We start from the raw sequence: 20684 nt of genomic DNA on the forward strand, positions 1-20684 counted from the left end.
TGATATCTGGCAGGGAGGCGGCAATGGGAAGCATGGATATAAAAGACAGCGCGGACATGCGGGGTCTTGAGCGCATGTTCGCGTATTCCGGGGATTTTTTTCACTCCATCAAGGGCAAAATGTTTATCCTTTTTGCCGTTACCTTTCTGTCCATAGGCGTTTTGGCGGGCCTGAACTACTGGAGTCTGTCCACGGTGAGCCAGCGGCTGCTGCTTGGTGAAAAATATGACGACCTGCTGAACGACATTCTTGAAGTGCGCAGGTATGAAAAAAATTACTTCTTCTACAGCGATGCCAAAAGTCTGAGCGAGGGCATTGTGTACCTTGAGCGCATAGACGCCCTTGCCGGGGAGCTGGCCGGGGATATGGCCGTGCTGGTCGGTGATGCGCAGCAAAAAAACTTCATGGCTTTGCTCTCCCGTTACGGTCAGGCCATGCGCGCACTTGCAAAAGGCGGCACCACGGGGCAGGAGGCGTTGCGCAATCTGGGTAAATCCCTCACCGAGGGCGCGGATGATATCCGCAGGCAGAAGCGCGAACGCGCACACAAGGCCCTCAAGCAGACCCACATCATGCCGGTGGCCTTTTTGTCGGTGTTTCTGTTGCTCATGGCCCTGGTCATCAAGCTGATCTCGCAGGGGGTATTGCGTCCGTTGGGCATGGTGGCGGCGGGTACGGCCAGGGTCGGGCGCGGCGATTTCAGCCCCATCGCTACCGGCGCAGAGCAACTCAGCGAAATTGCCGACTTTATCCGGGCATTCAACAGAATGTCGCACGAACTGGCCGTGAATCAGGAGCATCTTTTGCAAGCCCGCAAAATGGCCGCCCTCGGCACCTTCACGGCAGGCATCGCGCACGAGCTGAACAATCCCATCAACAACGTGCTGCTGAGCGCCGAAGGCCTGCGCGAAGACTACAGGGAAGCCATCGATGCCGACGGTCAGGAAATGATCGACGACATCATGCAGCAGGCGGAACGCGCATCGGATATCGTGCGTAATCTGCTTGATTTTTCCCGCACCGGACACCCAGCCTCAGAGGGGCTGTGTCCGGCAAAGGTTGTGGGTTCGACACTGAACCTGCTGAAAAATCAGGTGATGCTGGCAGGGGTAACGCTGCATGTGGAGGTGCCGGAACGGTTGCCCGATGTGTGCGGCGATCTGCGCAGTCTGCAGCAGGTGTTCATGAACCTGCTGCTCAACGCCATTCAGGCCACGCCCAAGGGCGGAACCGTAGGCATCAGCGCGCGCGAGGCGGATGCGGACATGGTGGCCTTTGATGTCAGCGATACCGGCCCCGGCATACCGGAATCCATTCAAGAGCACATTTTTGAGCCTTTTTTTTCCACCAAGGAGGTCGGCAAGGGTACCGGCCTTGGCCTTGCCGTAACCTACGCCCTGGTGCACCGCTACGAGGGGCAGATCAGCGTGCGGAGCAAAGAAGGGCAGGGGGCCGTGTTTACGGTTTTGCTGCCGCGTGTGGACAGCGTATCTCAGCCGGATGAAAAGGAGTGACAAATGCCTCTGCGTGTCGCCATTGTTGACGACGAGCCCGTTGTCTGCAAACGCCTGAGTCAGGCTCTCGCCAAGGAAGGATATGCGGTCGAGGCCTTTGTGAGCGCCCGTTCCTTTCTGGAAGCAATGATCGAGCAGCCCTTCGACGTGGTTTTTTCAGACATGTTGCTGCCGGATATGAACGGTCTTGAGCTGCTGCCCAAAATCAAGGGGTTGAGGCCCGAAACCGAGGTCATCATTGTTACCGGGCACGGTACTATTTCCACCGCCATTGAGGCCATGCGCGACGGCGCCTTTCACTACCTTACCAAGCCGGTGAACTTTACCGAAATACGCACTCTCGCCCGCCATGCGCAGGAAAAAATAGCCATGCGTATGGAAAATACCCGCCTGCGCGAGGCTTTGCTGGGCTCCTCCGGCCTGTCGTCCATAGTGGGCAACAGCCCGGCCATTCAGGAGCTTTTTTCGCTTATTCGCAAGGTTGCGCCTGTGGATTGCAATGTGCTCATTCAGGGCGACAGCGGCACAGGCAAGGCCCTTGTGGCCCTTGCCCTGCACCATCTGAGCCCGCGCCGCAACCAGCCCTTTGTTACCTTCAACTGCGGCGGCTTTACGGAAGAGCTCATCAGCAGTGAGCTTTTCGGCTATGAAAAAGGCGCGTTCACCGGGGCCGCAACAAGCAGGGTCGGCTTGCTGGAGGCCGCTTCGGGCGGTACGGTATTTCTGGACGAGGTGGGAGAAATGCCGCTTTCCATGCAGGTGCGTCTGCTGCATGTGCTTCAGGAACGACGCATCCTGCGGGTCGGCGGCACGCGCCCCATTGACCTGGATATCCGGGTTATTGCGGCCACAAACCGAGATCTCAAGACAGAAGTGGAAAAAGGGACTTTCCGCGAGGATCTGTTCTTTCGGCTCAACGTGGTCAGCACCACCTTGCCCCGGTTGGCGGATCGGCGTGAGGATATTCCGCTCTTGGTGCGGCATTTTATCGAGAAATACCGATTGGCCTTTCGCAAACAGGTTTATGATCTGGACGATCAGGCCCTGGCTGCACTTATGGGGTACAGCTTTCCCGGCAACGTGCGCGAGCTGGAAAACATCATCGAGCGGGCCGTGGCCCTTACCGACAGCGAAACCATCACTTCAGCAGACCTGCCTGAAGATATCCGGCGGCTGGAGTTTGATACACTTGAAGGGGATGGCCTGCCCACTCTCGCAGAGATGGAACGCCGTTATGTAATCAAGATACTGGAAAAGACCGGCTATAATAAAAAACTTGCGGCAGAGGTGCTGGGCATGCCCCGCACCACGCTGTGGCGCAAGCTCAAGGAATATGGAGTGGAGTAGGGAACGGTAAACCCCGCAGCGGTCATAGCAACGTGCAGCCCGCGCATGCAGCCCGAATTTATGGGGCCGTAGGCATAATGGTGATTATCTTGCCCAGACTGAAGTGTCTTCAAACACAGAAGTGCAGCCTACAAGCCATGATGGACAGACGGAAGGCGAAAGAGAATCCGATACCGGAGCTTCCGCGCATGGTAGCGCTCCGGCCAGTCAGGACGAATCGAATGGAACTTCCGGTTCTGGAGCCTCTCAGGGCGTAGAGACTGGCCCTCAACATGACTCCGGATCATCCCATGACGGCGAAAATAGCGATGACCGCAACGAGGAACCTCAGCGCTAAAATTGCCATCATGAGATAGGTAAATCGTTGCCAAGGATTAAGACATTCTGGTGCTGTTGACCGCTTCAACGTTATGGGAGCATTCTGTCAGAGGCATATTGTTCAAAATCAAAACCACCTGCTATTGATATGCGGGTGGTTTTGATTTTGGAATAGGTTAACTTTGAAATGCTTCACATTTCAAAGTTGTCATTCAGCCGAAGAACGCGATTTTTCGGCTGAATCCAAGCCACATACCAGCACTCGGCGCTTGGCTGGAAGACCCCACAATACGTGCATCAGCAGGTTGGCAAAAAACGGGAGGCTCTTACTTATAGCATTTTCGCATTGAAAATATCCCTTTTCAATGCTTCCAAGACGTCCGCTTCGGCGCGTATGGCCTCGCCGGACATGAAGCGCACCCCGTGCCGATCGAGATAGTTAAAGGCCCGTATCGTCACCACCGTCGTTGGTGTTTTTAGTGGCCACAAAACGGAACATGGGGTGCGGCGGGATGATCTCACCCCCATTTTCCGCTATGTACAGTGGGGATCCGTCCAATACGCTGTTCAGACCAGCGGCGATCTCGGGTGAGGTCAGGTCAATTTCGTTGAGCAAAAGTATCGCCCCATACCGCATGGCCAGCGCAAGCGGGCCGTGCTCAAAGGCCATATTGCCGTCCTTGATCGTCAGATGGCCCACCAGATCGGCAAATTCCAGCCTTCCGTGCCCTGTCACCTCAAACACGGGATAGTTGAGCCTGGTTGCCAGCTGCTTGATGCAACTGGTCTTGCCGCAGCCCGTAGTACCAAAGACATAGAGCAGTTCCTTTGACAAACCAAACTACGATATCACGGCTGGACTCGTGGAATATATAGCCAGGATCAATAGCTGGAGTATAAGCCGATGAAATGGCGTAACCCCTTACCGTGGTGCCCGAGGGCTTGCCGCTAAAAACCCGTTCGGCGTCAAGATCGGCGGACTGGAGGGTGTCGAGTTCAGAGGTTGGTGTTGCGTGCATCTTTTCCTCAATGTGTCTGCTTGACACGTTTAATTTGAATGTACACAATAAAGACATAGGAGGCTCCCATGTCCACAGTTACAGCTAGATTGGATACGGATACGCAGGCGCGACTTGAAAAGCTTGCCGCAGCTACTTCACGCTCTCGCTCTTGGCTGGTAGCGGAAGCGGTGAGGCAGTATGTTGCTGAGCAATCTTGGCAGGTAGAGGCTATTCAGGAGGGTGTTCGCCAGGCAGATGAGGGGAAATTTGCTTCAGACCATCAAGTGACGGAAGCCTTTGCTCATTGGGGCGTTCATGCAAAGTAGGGCGGTGCGCTGGCTCACTCTGGCCCTTGAGGATTTGCATGACATTGCGGCCTATCTGGCTGAAAGGCACTTGGATGCCGCAAAGGAAGTTGCCCAATGCATATGGAATGCTGGACAAAGTCTTGCCGTGCTTTCTTCGCGGGGAAGGGCTGGCAGGGTCGCAGGTACTCGTGAGCTTGTACTGACTGGTTTTTCGTATTTTATTGCATACCGTGTTGTTAAATCCGAAGTGCAGATCCTTCGTGTCCTGCACACCGCACGACGCTACCCATCCTGAACAGTCAACTGCAATCGCCACAGAAGGCACACACTGCAAGTTGTCCCAAAAGCGCCGACAATTCCTCCGTATCTGTTTGGTCAGACACAAGGCATGTCAAATAACGTCTCAATGCAATTCCGCTTTGGGTTCATTTAATTGGCGAAACAAACAAGCGTTCTAAAGGCACAGCCATGCGTTCACACCTGGCCAACAAAGCGTCCACATCAATGTCTGCAAAGCCTTCAAAGTGGAATATTTCCGTCAACTCTTCTTGCAAGGCTTCCTTATCCAACGTGGTTCGGCCTGCAGCCACCGACCTACGGAAGCGGTAGTTCCCGGCGTTCACCCAGTCCCGTGTGCCAGCTTGCCGATGCACCAGTTTGAGCACGGCTTCTATTTCTTTGATTTCCACATCCAAAACTGAGCGCTGGCTTTTGAGAAAGGTCAGCTTGTCCAGAGCAGGTTCCCATTGTGGCATTTGCACGCCCTGCGGAAACTTGGGGCAATCGTCATTGTCGCAGTAAGAACAGAGCGGATAAAAACCTTGAGCGCAGTCCACCTGCGAAAGGGACAAGTTCCCGGCACGGTAGACCGTGAGGTCCCCAAAGCTGTGTCGCATGGTCAAGAACCGTGTCCATCATGGCCTGACTGAAGCCATAAGGGCCGAATGTCTTTACCTCCTTCATGGAAAGACAGAGCAGCCAGGCTTCCATGCTCGCCGCGTCAGCATATGCAGGCAGTTGCAGGCCAAGTTGGGCATGACAAAGCTGAGGAAACTTCAGTCTCTCGTGCAGAAGCGCACCGTCCTCCACTCGCAGGCTGATACGAATTTCAGAATGATACATGCGTTGCCGCAATGGTTCTGGGAATCTGTAGCGATAGTAAAAGATTCCCTGTTTTAAGGTAAAGGAAGGTGGGAGTTTTCCCTTGGCAGGTAGCGTTAGGGGAAGCAATCTGCGCCATAAATCGACTCGCTTGTGACCCCGTTTGTGACCCTTTTGGGGAGGGGACGTATTTGGGGAGTCAAAAGGCCGGAAAGGCGCATTTCAAGCTATGGGAAAACAAAAAAGGATTACAACTAGCTAGCTGTAATCCTTAATGTTTTCATGGTGCCGAGGGCGGGACTCGAACCCGCACGAGAATCCTCACTACCCCCTCAAGATAGCGTGTCTACCAGTTCCACCACCTCGGCGCGAAGCAATGAACTATCGCATTGGCCTGCTCTTGGCAAGTGTTTTTTTAAATAAAATTTCCGGGACTTGCGCTTGCCGGGTGTTGCGGGTAACTTCTGGCCCTTACTGGAGACAACTAATGGACGAATTTGTACACAAGTTTTTGAAGCGTACAGGGCCTGTCCTGTGCCTTGATATAGGCAGCGGTACGCAGGATGTCCTTTTGGCCCGTCCAGGGCTTGAATGTGAAAACTGGCCGCGTTTCGTGCTTCCCACCCCTGCCCGCATGGTGGCGCAGCGTATACGTGAACTGACGTTGCTACGCCGCGACATCTGGCTTTATGGTGGAAATATGGGTGGCGGTTTCAGTCAGGCCCTCAAGGAGCACCTGGCCGCAGGCTTTAAGGTCGGGTCAACTCCCGCCGCATCGCGTGGAATTCACGACAGTGAAGACGTGGTGCGCGCGATGGGGGTTGAATTTTTTGCCAACTGCCCTGAAGGCAGCGTGCCCATTTTTCTTACAGACTATGCGCCGGATTTTTGGGCTGGCCTGCTGCGTATGGCCGGTCTGCCGCAGCCCCACATGGTTCTGGCCGCAGCCCAGGATCACGGCTATCACGTGGGGGGCAACCGTCAGGCCAGGATGCGCATGTGGAGCCAGCTTTTGGCGTCCTCCGCTGATCCGGCCGAATGGATATATTCCGTACCGCCTCCGGCCCTGACACGCCTGGCGCCGCTGCACGAAAAAACGGGCGGGGCTGTAGCCGATACAGGCACCAGCGCACTTCTTGGAGCGCTGTGTGACAGCGAGGTCATGGATCGCAGTTTCCGTGAGGGAATAACCGTGATAAACGTGGGTAACGGACACACTGTGGCGGCCCTTGTTTACAGGGGGCAGGTGCGCGGCATCTACGAACACCACACGGGCATGCGTGATCTGGAGCAGTTGTTGCACGATCTGGAACAATTCCGTAAACACTGGTTGCCTGCCGAAGAGGTGCAATCCACCGGTGGCCACGGAACCGCTTTCGGGCCTTATTGCGAAGAGGCCGGGGGTTACGCCCCCACCTATATTACTGGCCCCAAACGGGCCATGTTGCAGGGCCATGGGCGCTTTTTGGCACCGCATGGCGACATGATGCTGGCTGGCAGCCTGGGGCTCATCTGGGGCTGGGCGCGACTGCATACCAACTGATTCTGAGGCCTCCGGGTTATAGCTGGAGATCCCCCAATGTGGCGATGTTACTGCTTGTTAAGGTGAGGGAAGGCATGGAAGTTTTTGATCCTGCAGAATTGTGGAGCCGGGAACGCATTGAGGAAACGCAGCTTGTCAGGCTGAAAAACACGGTAGGGCAGGCCCGCAAGTGCGAATTCTACCGACAGCGGCTGGACGAAGCCGGGATCGGGCCGGATTCATTGCGCAGCCTGGATGATTTGCGTCGCATCCCCTTCACCACCAAGGAAGATCTGCGCGCGCAGTATCCCACGGGTATGCTCTGCGTGCCCCAGGCGGAAATCGTTCGCATGCATTGTTCCAGTGGAACCACAGGGTCGCCAGTGGCCATTTGCCATACGCAGAACGACATCAATTCCTGGGCTGACCTTATGGCCAGGTGCATGCACATGGTCGGCGTGCGTCGCGAAGACGTGTTCCAAAACATGTCCGGGTACGGTCTGTTCACGGGCGGCCTTGGCATCCACTTTGGCGCTGAACGACTGGGCTGTCTGACCATCCCCGCAGGCGCGGGCAACTCCCGCCGTCAGATCAAGCTGGCCAAGGATTTCCGCACCACGGTGGCCCACATCCTGCCGTCCTACGCGCTCATTCTTGGCGAGCATCTGCGCAATATGGGTGAAGACCCGCGCGAATTTCCCCTGCGCATTGCCCTTGTGGGCGCTGAGCCGTATACCGAGGAATTCCGCCGCCGCATCGAAGCCCTTTTCGAGATGAAGGCATACAATTCCTACGGGCTTTCAGAAATGAACGGCCCCGGAGTGGCCTTTGAATGCCTTGAGCAGAGCGGTATGCATCTTTGGGAAGACGCCTATATTCCGGAAATTGTCGACCCCGAAACCGGACAGCCCATGCCTGATGGCGAAGTGGGCGAACTGGTCATGACCTGCCTTTGCCGCCAGGGCATGCCGATTTTGCGGTACCGCACCCGTGATCTCACACGTTTCATACCGGGCGAATGCGGCTGTGGCCGTAAGCACCGTCGTATGGATCGCATCCTTGGCCGTTCGGACGACATGTTTATCATCAAGGGAGTAAACATCTATCCCATGCAGGTGGAACAGGTTATCATGACCTTCCCCGAAGTGGGGCAGAGCTACCTCATCCTGCTTGAGAATGACGGCATTGGCGATGTCATGCGCGTGCAGATTGAAGTACGTGACGAGTTCTTTGTTGAAGACATGCGTGTGCTGCAAAACCTGCAGAAAAACATTGCCCAGCGTTTGCGTGATGAAATTCTTATCACCCCCAGGGTAGAAATCGTGCAGAGCAACAGCCTGCCGCGCACCGAGGGCAAGGCTGTGCGCTTGCAGGATTTGCGCTCCAAAAAATAGGTCGAGATCTGTATGGACTTTCTGCCCTTTCCCTTGGCGAGCCTGTTGGCGGGCGCGTTTATCACACTGCTGTGCTTTGTGCTCGTGCTCAATGTTTTCGGCCTGCCCGCCAACTGGGTGATGCTGGGGCTGGTGGCGCTTTGGAAGATGGCGCATCCAGCTTCGGAGTCCATGACGGTCTGGTTCTGGGTCATGATGGTGGGCCTGGCTCTTGTGGGCGAGGCGCTGGAACTGGGCATGCAGATCATCAAGGCCAAACGCTACGGGTCAAGTTCATCGGGGACTTTTGCGGGCATGATTGGGGCCATTGCCGGAGCCATTTTGCTGGCGCCGCTTTTTTTCGGCCTGGGGGCGCTTATCGGTGCAGTGGCTGGCGCGTGGACAGGCTGTTTTGTGATGGAGATGGCCAAGGGCCGCCCGCTTCGGGAATCACTGGATGCCGCGTTTGGGGCTATGGTGGGGCGCTTTTTGGGAACGGTCTGCAAATGCGGTATTGGCGGAGCCATGCTGGCATTGGCTGCCAGCCGCATCTGGCCGAAGCCCCCGGTAGGGGGTGGCCTGACGCCTGACGAACCGCTTCAACTGGTTATGGCTCTGGTCAAAGGATTGTGCTGACATGGCTTCTTTGCTTGATGGTCTTGATGTCGTTCTGGTCAAGACCCGTTTTCCCGAAAATATTGGTATGGCCGCAAGGGCTTGCGTGAATATGGGCTGTTCCTCTCTGCGTCTGGTCGACCCGGAGCATTGGGACAGGGAAAAAGCGCGTCCGCTGGCCACGCCCAAGGGGCAGGATTTGCTGGACGGCGTGACAGTCAGCCCAGATTTGTCAGAAGCTGTGGCGCCCACAGCCCTGGTGGTTGGCACGACCGCCCGTGTGGGCGGCTGGCGGCAGTCATTGCTTGCTCCCACGCAGGCTGCGGCAGCGGTGGCCGAGGTGCTGGCGCGGGGCGAACGGGTTGCTCTGGTTTTTGGCCCTGAAGACAGGGGGCTTAATAATGAAGAAATTACCCATTGTCATAAACTGACAACCATACCTACCGACCCGGCTGCAAGCTCGCTCAATCTGGCTCAGGCCGTTTTGCTGCTTTTGTATGAATGCGCCAATGCCGTACGTAATTGCCAAAAGAAAGAAGGCGGACGTGCGCCGGGCGAGAGTGGAGGGGGCAAACTGGTCACAGCGGCGGAACAGGAACGCCTGATGGAATCCGTGAAGGATATGCTGCTGCGACTCGACTATCTGCACGGTGATAACCCGGACTACTTTCTTATGCCCTGGCGACGCCTTTTCACCAGGGCCGGGCTGCGCAGGCATGAGTATGACGCCCTGATGGGACTTTGCAGGCAGGTTCGCCACAAATTGGGCTGAGTTACGGCAAGCGGCCTGTGCGAAGTAGCCCGGCGAAATGGCCCGGCAAGCGTCCTGTGCGAAGTAGCCCGGCAAAGCAGCCTGTGCGAAGTAGCCCGGCGAAGCGGCCAACGTATCGCTGCCTGTGCAAAGCGGCCAGCGCAAGGTGGCCCGTGTAGGGCCTTGTCCTGCACATCATGAAACCCCTGCAGACCTGGACCAGAGCAGCCTGAAATGCTGCACATTTCAAATTCGTCATTCTGCCTACCCGTGCGATTTTTTCAGAATCAACGCCATGTTGCGGCGCGTTGCACTCTTGTGCAGCCCTGGTGCATGTGAGTAGTTCAACGTAACCATGCTCCAGTTTGGGAGAGGTTCCCCCAACAGGGCTGCGTGGCGGCCTGTTGCAGCATAATCGCTGCTGCAATTCTACCCTGATCAGCAGTGCCATCCGTACCCACATTGCTTGATGCTCAAGCAGCCATCTTTGATAATTAAGAAATTATTCACAATTGGCACTGTGCCCTGACGCCAAGTGAATTGCGAAATTGTTTAACTTAATTATATTATTAAAGTTATTAATATTGTGTTTTCATAGGACATGCGTCCGGCTGTCGAGCTACGACCCATCATCGCAACATGCCGTTTTTCCAATAATATTCAAAATACCAACCAGACAGGAACAAATCATCTATGTGTAATTGTTTGTCATTACTGATTTGGCGAAATATCTTGAAATAATATATTTCTTAAGTTGTTTTTTATTTTAATATACTGAAATTGTTATGTTAATGCGAATTGAATACCTTGAACGTTTCAAAATTGTGAAAACTTGGTTTGCATTCAAGTCTATTTATTTTTAAGTTTACACCGAAGAATACTATAGAGCACAAGTTCTGTCTGCTTTAGTCGGCATCAGGTGACTGGCGACAGGGTATCGGAAGACACACGAACGATCATAAGGCGGGGGCCTTTGTGTCGTTTGCCATATATATGCGGCAGTAACCTACCTTTTTTGAGTAGATTTACTACTGGTAGTATATGTTGGGACTGTAACTTTTTGTTTTAAGGAGGGAGCATGCGCATAACGCTCACGCACAAATATGTGGGTTCGCTCTTTGCTGCGCTGATCACCTGCTGTGGAGTAGTGCTTTTTGTTTCCATCTACTTCATGAAGGTGCCGATTGAAGTTGAGCTGGACACGGGCATACGCCGCATGCAGAACGTCATCACGGAGGCTACCGAGATAACTCGCAGCCAGTTTATCCATAGCGCGGCCCTGCTTGCCGAGGATGGCGACTTTGCCCGGGCCATTGCCGAAAAAGATCATGTTCAATCCAGAGAAATCGGGCAAAAGCTCATGAAAATGGCCGAGTCTGATTTCATGACCATTACGGACGAAACCGGCAAGGTCATCGCCCGCGGCCATTCCGACAAATACAACGACAGCGTCATCAACCAGGAAACCGTGGTGCTGGCCCTCAAGGGGCAACCCGCTGCGGCCATGGTTGAAGGTACCATAGTGCCTTTTACCATTCGGGCAAGCCAGCCCATACTGTATGAAGGCAAGCTGGTGGGTTCCGTCTCCATCGGCAAGTCCCTTGTAACGCCTGCCTATCTTGATTGGCTCAAGCAGCTGTCCGGCCTCAATGTCACCATTTTCAGGGGCGACACACGGGTAATGACCACCATTATGACCAATGGTCAGCGAGCCGTGGGTACAAAACTTCAATCTCCAGAGATTGTTGAGGCCGTGCTGAATAAAGGTGAAACACGTTTTACCCATAACAATATTTTGGGCGTGGAGTACAATTCCGCGTACTGGCCCGTCAGGGATGTGAACGACAAGATTATCGGCATGTGGTTTGTGGGCATGCCCATAGACGTGCTGCATGAGCTTGAGCGTGAGGCCATTAACAAGGCCATTATGGTTGGCATTGCCCTGCTGGTTGTGCAGCTTACCATGTCAGTCATTATTGGGCTCAGGGTCAGCGCGCCTGTGGGTAAGATCACCCGGTACGCCCTTGGGGTGGCTGAAGGGCAGCAGGATTTGACGCTTGATGTGTACAGCAAGGATGACATGGGGCAGCTGGCCGACGCGCTGCGGCACATGGAAGAGAACTTGCGTAAGCTGGTTCAGGACGCAGGCAGGCAGGCCGAGCAGGCCCGTTTGATGGGCGAAGAGGCGCAGCGCGCAATGGAAGAAGCCAAACAGGCCCAGGCTCAGGCCGAAATTGCCAAGCGTGATGGCATGATAAGCGCCGCCGCCCAAATTGAGGGCGTGGTTGAACAACTTAATTCCTCCATCAACGATATTGCCGAACAGGTGGACAATACCGGCGGCGCGTTGAATCACGCTGTGTCCCGACTGGCCGAAACTGCCACAGCTATGGAAGAAATGAATTCCACAGTGCTTGAGGTGGCCCGAAATGCCGGTGGAGCGGCGGACGTTTCCGCTTCTGCCAAAGTTAAGGCTCAAACTGGTTCCGAGGTCGTGTCCAAGGCTGTAGGCGGCATTCAGGAAGTGCAGCGGCAGTCAATGGCGCTCAAGGACGGTATGACGAAGCTTGATGAGCACGCAAAGGCCATCAGCCAGATTATGGGCGTCATTTCTGACATTGCTGACCAGACCAACCTGCTGGCGCTGAACGCGGCCATTGAAGCCGCCAGAGCCGGCGACGCAGGGCGTGGCTTTGCTGTCGTGGCAGACGAGGTGCGCAAGCTGGCCGAAAAAACCATGACCTCCACCACTGACGTGGGTAATGCCATTAAGGCCATCCAGCAGAGCGCCTCGCAGAGCATCCATGAAGTGGAGATGGCTGTGCGCAATATCGCCTCTGCGACGGATTTTTCCAACAAGTCCGGTGAAGCGCTGCAGGAAATCGTGGTGATGGTGGATCAGACAGCCGATGAAGTGCGCGCCATTGCCACGGCCAGTGAGCAGCAGTCGGCCACCAGCGAAGAGATCAACAAATCCATCGCTGAAGTGAACCACATTGCCGCCACCACAGCCGAGTCCATGCAGTTGGCCATGACCGAACTGGAGGCGCTGCGCAAGCAGGCCCATAGCCTTATTGAACTCATAGAGCACATGAAGAAAGCGTAGTTCCCATAAAGACCTGAACACGAAAAAGGCCCTCCCGGTTCAGCGGGAGGGCCTTTTGGCGTTGTGTGGATTCGATTGAAAAAAACGTTTTTCAGGCAGAATGACAGTAAAATGCGTTACACATTGAACAGGAAGTGCATCACATCCCCGTCCTTGACCACATATTCCTTGCCTTCCACGCGCAGTACGCCGCTGGCGCGGCAGGCCGCCTCATTGTCATGGCTCATGTAGTCATTGTAGGAAATGACCTCGGCGCGAATAAAGCCGCGCTCAAAGTCCGTGTGTATGACCCCGGCCGCCTGAGGGGCCTTCCAGCCCTTGTGTATGGTCCAGGCGCGCACTTCCTGCGGGCCTACGGTGAAGTAGCTGCACAGGCCGAGCGTTTCGTAGCCCGTGCGAATGATGCGCACAAGGCCGCTTTCATCAATGCCATACGAAGACAGCATTTCCGCCTGTTCCGCGTCGGACAGGCCTTGCAGCTCTTCTTCCAGTTTGGCGCAAATGCAGGCAAAGCCCGATTGGCGCTCGGCGGCAAAAGTTTTGAGGGTTTCCACAAAGGCATTGCCCCCGGCCACTGCGGCTTCGTCCACATTGGCGCAGTAAATGACGGGCTTGGCCGTCAGCAGGCCCAGTTCGCGCCATGAAGTCATGAAGGCTTCATTGGTTTCGGGCAGGGGGAAATCACGGGCGGCCTTGCCGTCATTGAGGTGGGCCAGCAGGGTCTGCATGATGTCGGCCACTGCCTTGGCGTCCTTGTTGGTCTTGGCCATCTTTTGCAGACGTTCCAGGCGCTTTTCAACGCCCTGCAGATCGGCCAGCAGCAGTTCGGTCTCAATGGTGTCCACATCGCGCAGAGGGTCTACACCGCCGTCCACATGCGTGATATTTTCGTCTTCAAAACAGCGCACCACGTGCACAATGGCCGCGCATTCGCGGATGTTGCCCAAAAACTGGTTGCCCAGCCCTTCACCCTTGCTGGCGCCGCGCACAAGACCGGCAATGTCGATAAAATCCACGCTGGCGTTGATGGTTTTTTGCGGCTTGGCCTTGTTTGTCAGTTCCTGCAAGCGCTTGTCAGGCACGGCAACAGTGGCCTTGTTGGGCTCAATGGTGCAGAAGGGATAGTTGGCGGCCTGGGCGTTCTGGGCCTTGGTAAGGGCGTTGAAAAGGGTAGACTTGCCCACGTTGGGCAGACCGACGATACCTATACTGAGGGCCATGCTTTCTCCTGAATCGCGGCAAGCGCTCTTGCATTGAAAGGAATAACGAAGCCGCGCGGGCTGTTGCAGACCCGCGCAGCGAAAAGTTTTCAGGTTTGAAGGCCCGGCACATGTACCGGGCCGGGCCTGTTATAGACAGAAAGTGTGGCGGAAGCAAGAAAACTTACTGCAAGCGCGTATTCACTGTGGGCGTAACGCCCCCCTTGCCCCCCGGAGAAGGATCGCGCAGGAGCGGCATGAGGTCGTCGGTGATGGGCACCGTGCCCGACCCCATGGCCAGCACTTCGTTGCTGTTGGTGTGGATCAGCCGGATGTTGAAGCGTACCTGTTCCCCACTGACAACGTAGGTTCCCGCCATGATGGCCTGACTGGTGCCGACCCTGCTGGCCAGACGCTTGACGTCGCGGGTAAGGATGAACTCGCCCTTTTTTTTGTCAAAATAGATGTCGCTCCCCTTGCGCAGTTCCTGAAAGCGGTATCCCGCGTTCATGAGCCAGCGTGTGACCTCTTCCATCATCTGGCGGGCCAGCGGTGAAGCCTCATTGAGGTCATTGAGGTTGGCGGGGGTGGTGCCCATGATAATGATATGGGCGCGCGCCAGGGCCTGCTGCTCCTTTTTGCTGACCTCGGGGTCGGAGCCAGCGTAGCGCATCATCAGTTGCTCATCCAACTGGCGCGCTATGGTGGTGGCTGCGGAGGGCACATTGCCTGCGGCTGCGGCCGTGAGGGGCAGAAGCAGGGCCGCCAGCAGGAGTATAACGGCAATATAACGGCTCATGATAATCCTCAACGCATGGTGCGCAGCAAAAGTTCAATGCCGCCCAGTTCTTTTTCAATAATCGCCAGATCCTCGGCGGATCGGCAGGTGGAAAGCGCTTGTGTGTATGACTGACGGGCCAGTTCATAGCGGCCCTGATCCCGGTACTGCCGGGCCTGCTTCAGATATTTGGCGCTGATGTTCGGCCCCTGGCCCGCCGACCCGCCAGCGCGTGTCGTTTGGGGTTGTCCTGTGTCATAGGCCGAAAGGTTCTGACCTGTTGCCTGTGGGCCGTCCAGGCTTACGGTCAGAACCGGTCCCGCCGCAAGGGCGAGAAAGATGATTGTAATGATGCGTGGGATGAGGCGCATGGCTGCTTCCGGCATTATTTGCCCTGTTTGATGTTAATGCTGCCGCTGGTGATGGAGCTGGCCGGGGTGTAGAGCGAAGGGTACAAACCGCCACGCTGGCCGGAGGTTTTTGACGCTGAGGCCACACTTGAACTGCCGGACTGCGCGGGCGCGGGCTTGACGGCAGGGGGGTCAGTTTTGCCCATGCGGGCCACAATGGGGGTGTTCACAAGCACAAGCTGCCCCGTGCGCATGACCAGACCGTCCGTGGCGCGAACCAGACGCGCGTTGACGAAGGTGGCGTCCTTGTCCACATAATAGGTACCCACGACCAGGGCAGCCCATTTTTGCCCGGCCGGGATGACGGCGTTTTCAATGAGGGCCAGATCGTCGCGGCCGCCCACTACGGCGATATTGCCGGTCAGGCGGTATTCGCGCGCGGGAAAGCCGCGCTGGTTGAACTCGTAAAACATGGCTTCGCCCATAAGTCTACCCAGAGGTGAACTGCGTGACGTGTTGTTTTCGTCCACAAAGGATGTGGGCATGGCCACGACCCCTTGCAGGGCGTCATTGGGCATGGTGGCAAGCATCTGATCCGTCAGTTCGCGAAATTTCAGTTTCAGTTCAACGGCATCTATGTAGCCAGGATCATTGGCAGTAGCCGGAGCTTTAGAGCAGCCCGGCATCAAGGACAGCGCAAGGGTACAAATAAGGATAAGGCGTAACAAGTTGTGCATGGCAACCTCAATAGTGTTCTGTTGTACTTATCGGCCCCTGCGCGATAAACTTCAGTGCCGGGATAAAACAGGCATCAGATCGAGTCTGTTTTTTTCTAAAAACATGCAAAACATGTTCCAGCGGCATAATTGGCTTCATGCTTGGCTTGCGGCCGGAAATAGCATACAAGACGCCATTAACAGGATATGGCGACACAGTGTCGCCAGGTTTTTTATTGGAGAAAAGGCATGCGCAAATGCACCAGGGCCATACGCCTCGGCAACGTGACTGTAGGCGGGGGCGCGCCCGTTGTGGTTCAAAGCATGACCAACACAGACACCCGCGACCCCGAGGCCACGCTGGCGCAGATAGCCAGGCTGGCGGAACGGGGCTGCGAGGTGGTGCGTCTGGCTGTGCCCGATGAAGCCGCCGTGGCGGCGCTGCCTGCCATTCGCGCAGGCACATCCCTGCCCCTCATTGCCGACATCCATTTTGATCACCGTCTTGCCATGGGCGCTTTGGAGGCGGGCTTTGAGGGCCTGCGCATCAACCCCGGCAACATAGGCCCCAAGGCCCATGTGGACAGTGTGGTTGATGCGGCCAAGGCGCATGGCGCGGTCATTCGCGTGGGCGTCAATTCAGGTTCCGTGGAAAAAGACCTGTTGCGCAAGTACGGCGGCCCCTGCCCCGAAGCTCTGGTGGAAAGCGCCCTAGGGCATGTGCGCCTGCTGGAAGCGCGCGGATTTTACGATACCAAGATTTCCCTCAAGTCCTCATCCGTGATGGACACCATCACGGCCTACCGCCTGCTTGCCGAGGCCTGTGATTATCCCGCCCATATCGGCATTACCGAAGCCGGGGGCCTCATGCGCGGCACTGTCAAATCCGCAGTGGGGCTGGGCATATTGCTGCACGAAGGCATTGGCGACACGCTGCGCGTGTCCCTCACGGCCGATCCCGCCGAAGAGGTCACCGTGGCCTGGGAGATTCTGCGCGCCCTTGGTCTGCGCTCGCGTGGGCCGGAAATCATTTCCTGCCCGACCTGCGGACGGACAGAAATTGACCTTTTTTCACTGGCGCGCGCGGTTGAAGATCGATTGGCAACCTCCACCGCCGATGTAAAGGTGGCGGTTATGGGCTGCGTGGTCAATGGCCCCGGTGAGGCCCGCGAGGCCGATCTGGGCGTGGCCGGAGGGCGCGACAAGGGCATTATTTTCCGCAAGGGCGAGATCGTTCGCTCCGTCAAGGGGCAGGAAGCCCTGCTGGCTGCGTTTATGGAAGAACTGCAATCACTGCTTAACGAAAAGGAAAACATCTAATGCGCTTCAGCTCCTGCTATATTCCCACACTCAAGGAATCCCCGGCCGATGCGGAAGTGGTCAGCCACAAGCTTTTGTTGCGGGCGGGCATGGTTCGTCGGCTTACATCGGGGCTGTATATCTACCTGCCCCTTGGCTTGAGGGTCATAGAAAAAATCGGCCGCATCGTGCGTGAAGAAATGGAAAAGGCCGATTTTCGTGAACTGCTCATGCCCATGGTGCAGCCCGCCGACCTGTGGAAAGAAACAGGCCGCTGGGAGCATTACGGCAAGGAGCTTCTGCGCTTCAAAGACCGCAATGAGCGCGAGTATTGCCTCGGCCCCACGCATGAAGAAGTCATTACCGACCTTGTGCGCGGCGAGGTGCGCTCCTACCGCCAGCTGCCTGTGCGTCTGTACCAGATACAGACCAAGTTTCGCGACGAAATACGCCCCCGTTTCGGGCTCATGCGCGGGCGCGAATTTGTCATGAAGGACGGCTATTCCTTTGACGCCACCACCGAGGGCGCGGAAAAAAGCTACAAGGCCATGTACGACGCCTATATGCGCGTCTTCAGGCGCCTGGGCTTGCGCTTCCGCGCTGTTGAGGCGGACACAGGCTCCATCGGCGGTAACTTCTCCCATGAATTCACGGTGCTGGCCGATACTGGCGAAGACACCATCGCGTTCTGTCATGACTGCGAGTATGCCGCCAACGTGGAAAGAGCGGAAGTCGTCTGGAAGGGCCAGCCTGCCACCGCAGCCTGCCCGGACAAGGAAATCGTCGCCACGCCCGGAGCACACAGCGTGGAAGAAGTGGCTGCCATGCTTGACGTGCCCGCAAGCAGTATTGCCAAAACCATGCTGTTCAAGGTTGACGGCCAGACTGTGGCCGTGCTGGTGCGCGGTGACCGTGAAGTGAACGACATCAAGCTCAAGAATCTGATGAAGGCGCAGGAAGTGGAACTGGCCGACGCTGCTACAGTGCAGGCGGTAACAGGCGCGCCCGTCGGCTTTGCCGGCCCTGTGGGGCTCGGCGTGCCCGTTTATGCCGACGCTGAGCTTCAGGGCGGCACGGACTATGTGGTTGGAGCCAACGCGGCCGATGCCCATATCAGGCATATTGACCTCAAGCGTGATGCCTCTGTGATCGCCTGGGGCGACTTGCGCACCATCACCCCCGAAGACCAGTGCCCGCGCTGCGGTGGTCGCATGGAGCTGACCAGGGGCATCGAGGTGGGGCACATCTTCATGTTGGGCCTGAAGTATAGCCAAGCCATGCATGCCGTGTTCCTGGACGAAAACGGCAAGGAGCAGATCATGATCATGGGCTGCTATGGCATCGGCGTGTCCCGCGTGGCCGCTGCCGCCATTGAGCAGAATCACGACGAGCATGGCATTGTCTTTCCCCCGCCGGTGGCTCCTTTTGAGTGCATGTTGCTCAACCTGGATCCCCGCAGTGAAGAAGTTAATGCAAAGGTTGAAGAAATATATGCCCTGTTGCAGGGCATGGGCGTGGAAGTGCTGATGGATGACCGCGAAGAGCGCCCCGGCGTCAAGTTCAAGGACGCCGACCTGCTTGGCATCCCCGCGCAGCTTGTGGTTGGCGGCAAGGGTCTTGCCCGTGGCATCGTTGAGTGCAAAGACCGCCGTACGGGCGAAAAGGGCGAGCTTTCCGTTGACAGCCTTGAGCAGGATTTTACCGCCTGGATTGAAAAAGTCCGGCAGGGTTGGGCCAGCCGCTAGGCATTTGTGCTTTACTGTGGCTGCCTGATGCGGTTTTTCTGAAACCGTGCCGGGCAGCCACATCGCAGTGTACGGGCGGCTCATGGCGCAGTTCGTCAGTGAGCCGCTTTCTTTTCTTCGCCGCGCAAGGGGCCACGGGGTACCATGCAGGAAACCATACTGACAGTCCGCGAGCTTACGGAGCAATTGCGCAAGAGCCTTGAGGGGCGCTTTCCCTTTGTCTGGGTGCGGGGCGAGGTGACCAATTTTTCCCGCCCCGGTTCCGGGCATGTCTATTTCAGCCTCAAAGATCAGGATGCGCAGTTGCAGTGCGTCTGGTTCCGGCACATGCAGCGGCAGGCTGATCAGCCCTTTGATCCGCTTACGGGCGAGGTTTTCGACAAACCAAGGCCGTCCCCTCTTGAACTTTTGCGTAATGGCCTGGACGTGCTTTGCGCGGGGCGCATCAGCGTATACGCTCCACGCGGGCAATATCAGCTTGCCGTGGAACTGGTACAGCCTGCGGGCGAGGGGCTGCTGGCCCTGGCATTTGAAGAAAGCAAGCGCAAGCTGGCGGCCCTGGGGTATTTCAGCAGCCAGCGCAAGCGCCCGCTCCCTCGTGATCCGCAACGCATCGCGCTCATCACATCTCCTACTGGAGCGGCCATTCACGATTTTCTTGAACTGGCGCGCACACGCGGCAGCGGTTCGCGCATCCGCCTGTTTCCGGCTCTGGTGCAGGGGGCGGAGGCCGCTCCGGCCATTGTGCGGGCGCTGGCCGAGGCCAATGCCCAGGATTGGGCGCAGGCCATCGTGCTCGTGCGCGGCGGCGGCTCTCTGGAAGACCTGTGGGCCTTCAATGAAGAGTCTGTGGCCCAGGCCATATTTGAGTCCCGCCTGCCCGTTCTGGCTGGCATTGGGCATGAGGTGGACGTTACCCTGGCGGACATGACTGCCGACATGCGCGCGGCAACGCCAAGCCACGCGGCCCAGTTGCTCTGGCCTTTGCGGATGGAACTGCACCAGCGTGTGGATGAAACCTGGGCAGCCCTGCGCCGCGCCATGGAGCGCCGTCTTGAAGGGGCAGGGCAGGCCCTGCGCGAATGCGAAAAAGCCTTGTCCTGGTTTTCGCCGCAGCGTCACCACGAACGCCTTTATGAACGCCTTGCCAGCCTGGAGGCGGGGTTGGTGCGCTCTGGTCGGTACTGGCTGGATGACAAGGCGCGGAAAGCCGATTTTCTGGAACGTGCCCTGCGCAGCGCCCTTGGTACAGAAAAATTGGATACCCTTGATGCGCGGCTGGAACAGCTTGCCGCCCGGCTGCATGCGGCTTTGCCGCGACTTGTGGCCGACAAGGAGCGGGCGCTGCAACACGGCATACAGCACTGGCAAAGCACGGCTCGGGGCTATGTCACAGAGCAGTTGCGGCGCCTTGAAACCCTGACCATGGCTCTTGAGGCGCGCGATCCCCTGATGCCGCTCACGCGGGGCTATGCTCTGGTCAGCACGCCTGAGGGCCTTGTGCGCTCGGTTGATCAGGTTCCTTCCGGAACCAGTATAGAAGTGCGTCTGGCCGACGGCAGCCTGTCTGCCGTGGTGAACGGCGTGCGACGCCGCCAAAGTCGCAATGTGGAGGAATCATGATACAGCGGTTGCATACTA

General features: G+C 56.8%; 17 protein-coding genes, 1 tRNA gene and 1 pseudogene. 12 read left to right on the plus strand and 7 right to left on the minus strand.

Translation table 11 applies throughout. The features are described 5' to 3' along the window. Positions 1–23 precede the first annotated feature (23 nt). Together RBR41_RS01205 and RBR41_RS01210 are read left to right on the plus strand one after the other, a co-directional pair. Positions 24–1514 (plus strand): HAMP domain-containing sensor histidine kinase, encoded by a 1491-nt coding sequence (locus tag RBR41_RS01205; protein WP_320350341.1) that lies wholly within the window; start codon positions 24–26, stop codon positions 1512–1514. A 3-nt stretch (positions 1515–1517) separates the two neighbouring features. Then, the gene (locus RBR41_RS01210) at positions 1518–2861 is read left to right on the plus strand and encodes a sigma-54 dependent transcriptional regulator (protein ID WP_320350343.1); all 1344 of its coding nucleotides are present in this window, start codon (positions 1518–1520) and stop codon (positions 2859–2861) included. A 760-nt stretch (positions 2862–3621) separates the two neighbouring features. Here RBR41_RS01210 and RBR41_RS01215 read toward each other — a convergent pair. Next, positions 3622–4198 (minus strand): annotated as a pseudogene (locus RBR41_RS01215) (AAA family ATPase); the annotation flags it as partial. A gap of 68 nt (positions 4199–4266) precedes the next feature. Here RBR41_RS01215 and RBR41_RS01220 point away from each other — a divergent pair. Both RBR41_RS01220 and RBR41_RS01225 read left to right on the plus strand, forming a co-directional pair. Beyond that, positions 4267–4506: a CopG family ribbon-helix-helix protein gene (locus tag RBR41_RS01220; protein ID WP_320350344.1), complete on the plus strand. Its 240-nt coding sequence runs from the start codon at positions 4267–4269 to the stop codon at positions 4504–4506. After that, positions 4496–4783, plus strand: coding sequence for a type II toxin-antitoxin system RelE/ParE family toxin (locus RBR41_RS01225; RefSeq protein ID WP_320350346.1), 288 nt, complete (start codon positions 4496–4498; stop codon positions 4781–4783). The genes RBR41_RS01220 and RBR41_RS01225 overlap by 11 nt, the downstream gene beginning before the upstream one ends. Positions 4784–4913: 130 nt before the next feature. Here RBR41_RS01225 and RBR41_RS01230 read toward each other — a convergent pair whose 3' ends face one another. Then, complete coding sequence (locus RBR41_RS01230; RefSeq protein WP_320350348.1) at positions 4914–5243, minus strand: hypothetical protein; 330 nt, start codon at positions 5241–5243, stop codon at positions 4914–4916. A gap of 629 nt (positions 5244–5872) precedes the next feature. Then, positions 5873–5957: transfer RNA gene (locus tag RBR41_RS01235), tRNA-Leu, on the minus strand. Between the two features lie 119 nt (positions 5958–6076). Between RBR41_RS01235 and RBR41_RS01240 the strand changes: the two genes are divergently transcribed. From RBR41_RS01240 to RBR41_RS01260, 5 genes are all read left to right on the plus strand, one after another. Further along, positions 6077–7132, plus strand: a complete 1056-nt coding sequence (locus RBR41_RS01240; RefSeq protein ID WP_320350349.1) for a DUF1786 domain-containing protein — start codon at positions 6077–6079, stop codon at positions 7130–7132. Between the two features lie 74 nt (positions 7133–7206). Beyond that, a complete protein-coding gene (locus RBR41_RS01245) occupies positions 7207–8505 on the plus strand; it encodes a phenylacetate--CoA ligase (protein ID WP_320350350.1) in 1299 nt (432 codons plus the stop codon). Positions 8506–8517: 12 nt separating this feature from the next. Further along, positions 8518–9120 (plus strand): DUF456 domain-containing protein, encoded by a 603-nt coding sequence (locus RBR41_RS01250; RefSeq protein WP_320350352.1) that lies wholly within the window; start codon positions 8518–8520, stop codon positions 9118–9120. A 1-nt stretch (position 9121) separates the two neighbouring features. Beyond that, positions 9122–9871: an RNA methyltransferase gene (locus tag RBR41_RS01255; protein WP_320350354.1), complete on the plus strand. Its 750-nt coding sequence runs from the start codon at positions 9122–9124 to the stop codon at positions 9869–9871. A 1057-nt stretch (positions 9872–10928) separates the two neighbouring features. Continuing rightward, positions 10929–12956 (plus strand): methyl-accepting chemotaxis protein, encoded by a 2028-nt coding sequence (locus RBR41_RS01260; protein WP_320350356.1) that lies wholly within the window; start codon positions 10929–10931, stop codon positions 12954–12956. A gap of 116 nt (positions 12957–13072) precedes the next feature. Here RBR41_RS01260 and ychF read toward each other — a convergent pair whose 3' ends face one another. From ychF to RBR41_RS01280, 4 genes are all read right to left on the minus strand, one after another. Continuing rightward, the gene (ychF, locus tag RBR41_RS01265) at positions 13073–14176 is read right to left on the minus strand and encodes a redox-regulated ATPase YchF (RefSeq protein WP_320350358.1); all 1104 of its coding nucleotides are present in this window, start codon (positions 14174–14176) and stop codon (positions 13073–13075) included. Between the two features lie 163 nt (positions 14177–14339). Continuing rightward, positions 14340–14954 carry a FlgO family outer membrane protein gene (locus RBR41_RS01270; RefSeq protein WP_320350360.1) on the minus strand — a complete coding sequence of 205 codons (615 nt, stop codon included), beginning with the start codon at positions 14952–14954 and terminating at the stop codon, positions 14340–14342. A gap of 8 nt (positions 14955–14962) precedes the next feature. After that, the gene (locus tag RBR41_RS01275; protein WP_320350362.1) at positions 14963–15304 is read right to left on the minus strand and encodes a hypothetical protein; all 342 of its coding nucleotides are present in this window, start codon (positions 15302–15304) and stop codon (positions 14963–14965) included. Positions 15305–15318: 14 nt separating this feature from the next. Then, positions 15319–16020 carry a FlgO family outer membrane protein gene (locus tag RBR41_RS01280; protein WP_320350364.1) on the minus strand — a complete coding sequence of 234 codons (702 nt, stop codon included), beginning with the start codon at positions 16018–16020 and terminating at the stop codon, positions 15319–15321. A gap of 228 nt (positions 16021–16248) precedes the next feature. Here RBR41_RS01280 and ispG point away from each other — a divergent pair, with 228 nt between their 5' ends. The 3 genes from ispG to xseA all read left to right on the plus strand — a co-directional run bounded on the left by ispG (position 16249) and on the right by xseA (position 20666). Beyond that, positions 16249–17319 carry a flavodoxin-dependent (E)-4-hydroxy-3-methylbut-2-enyl-diphosphate synthase gene (gene ispG, locus RBR41_RS01285; RefSeq protein WP_320350366.1) on the plus strand — a complete coding sequence of 357 codons (1071 nt, stop codon included), beginning with the start codon at positions 16249–16251 and terminating at the stop codon, positions 17317–17319. After that, the gene (locus RBR41_RS01290) at positions 17319–19043 is read left to right on the plus strand and encodes a proline--tRNA ligase (RefSeq protein WP_320350368.1); all 1725 of its coding nucleotides are present in this window, start codon (positions 17319–17321) and stop codon (positions 19041–19043) included. Before ispG ends, RBR41_RS01290 begins: the two co-directional genes overlap by 1 nt. A 144-nt stretch (positions 19044–19187) precedes the next feature. Further along, entirely contained in the window at positions 19188–20666 is a 1479-nt protein-coding gene (xseA, locus tag RBR41_RS01295) for an exodeoxyribonuclease VII large subunit (protein ID WP_320350369.1), read from the plus strand. Positions 20667–20684: the final 18 nt, after the last annotated feature.

Source organism: Desulfovibrio sp., assembly GCF_034006445.1.
Lineage (GTDB): Bacteria > Desulfobacterota > Desulfovibrionia > Desulfovibrionales > Desulfovibrionaceae > Desulfovibrio.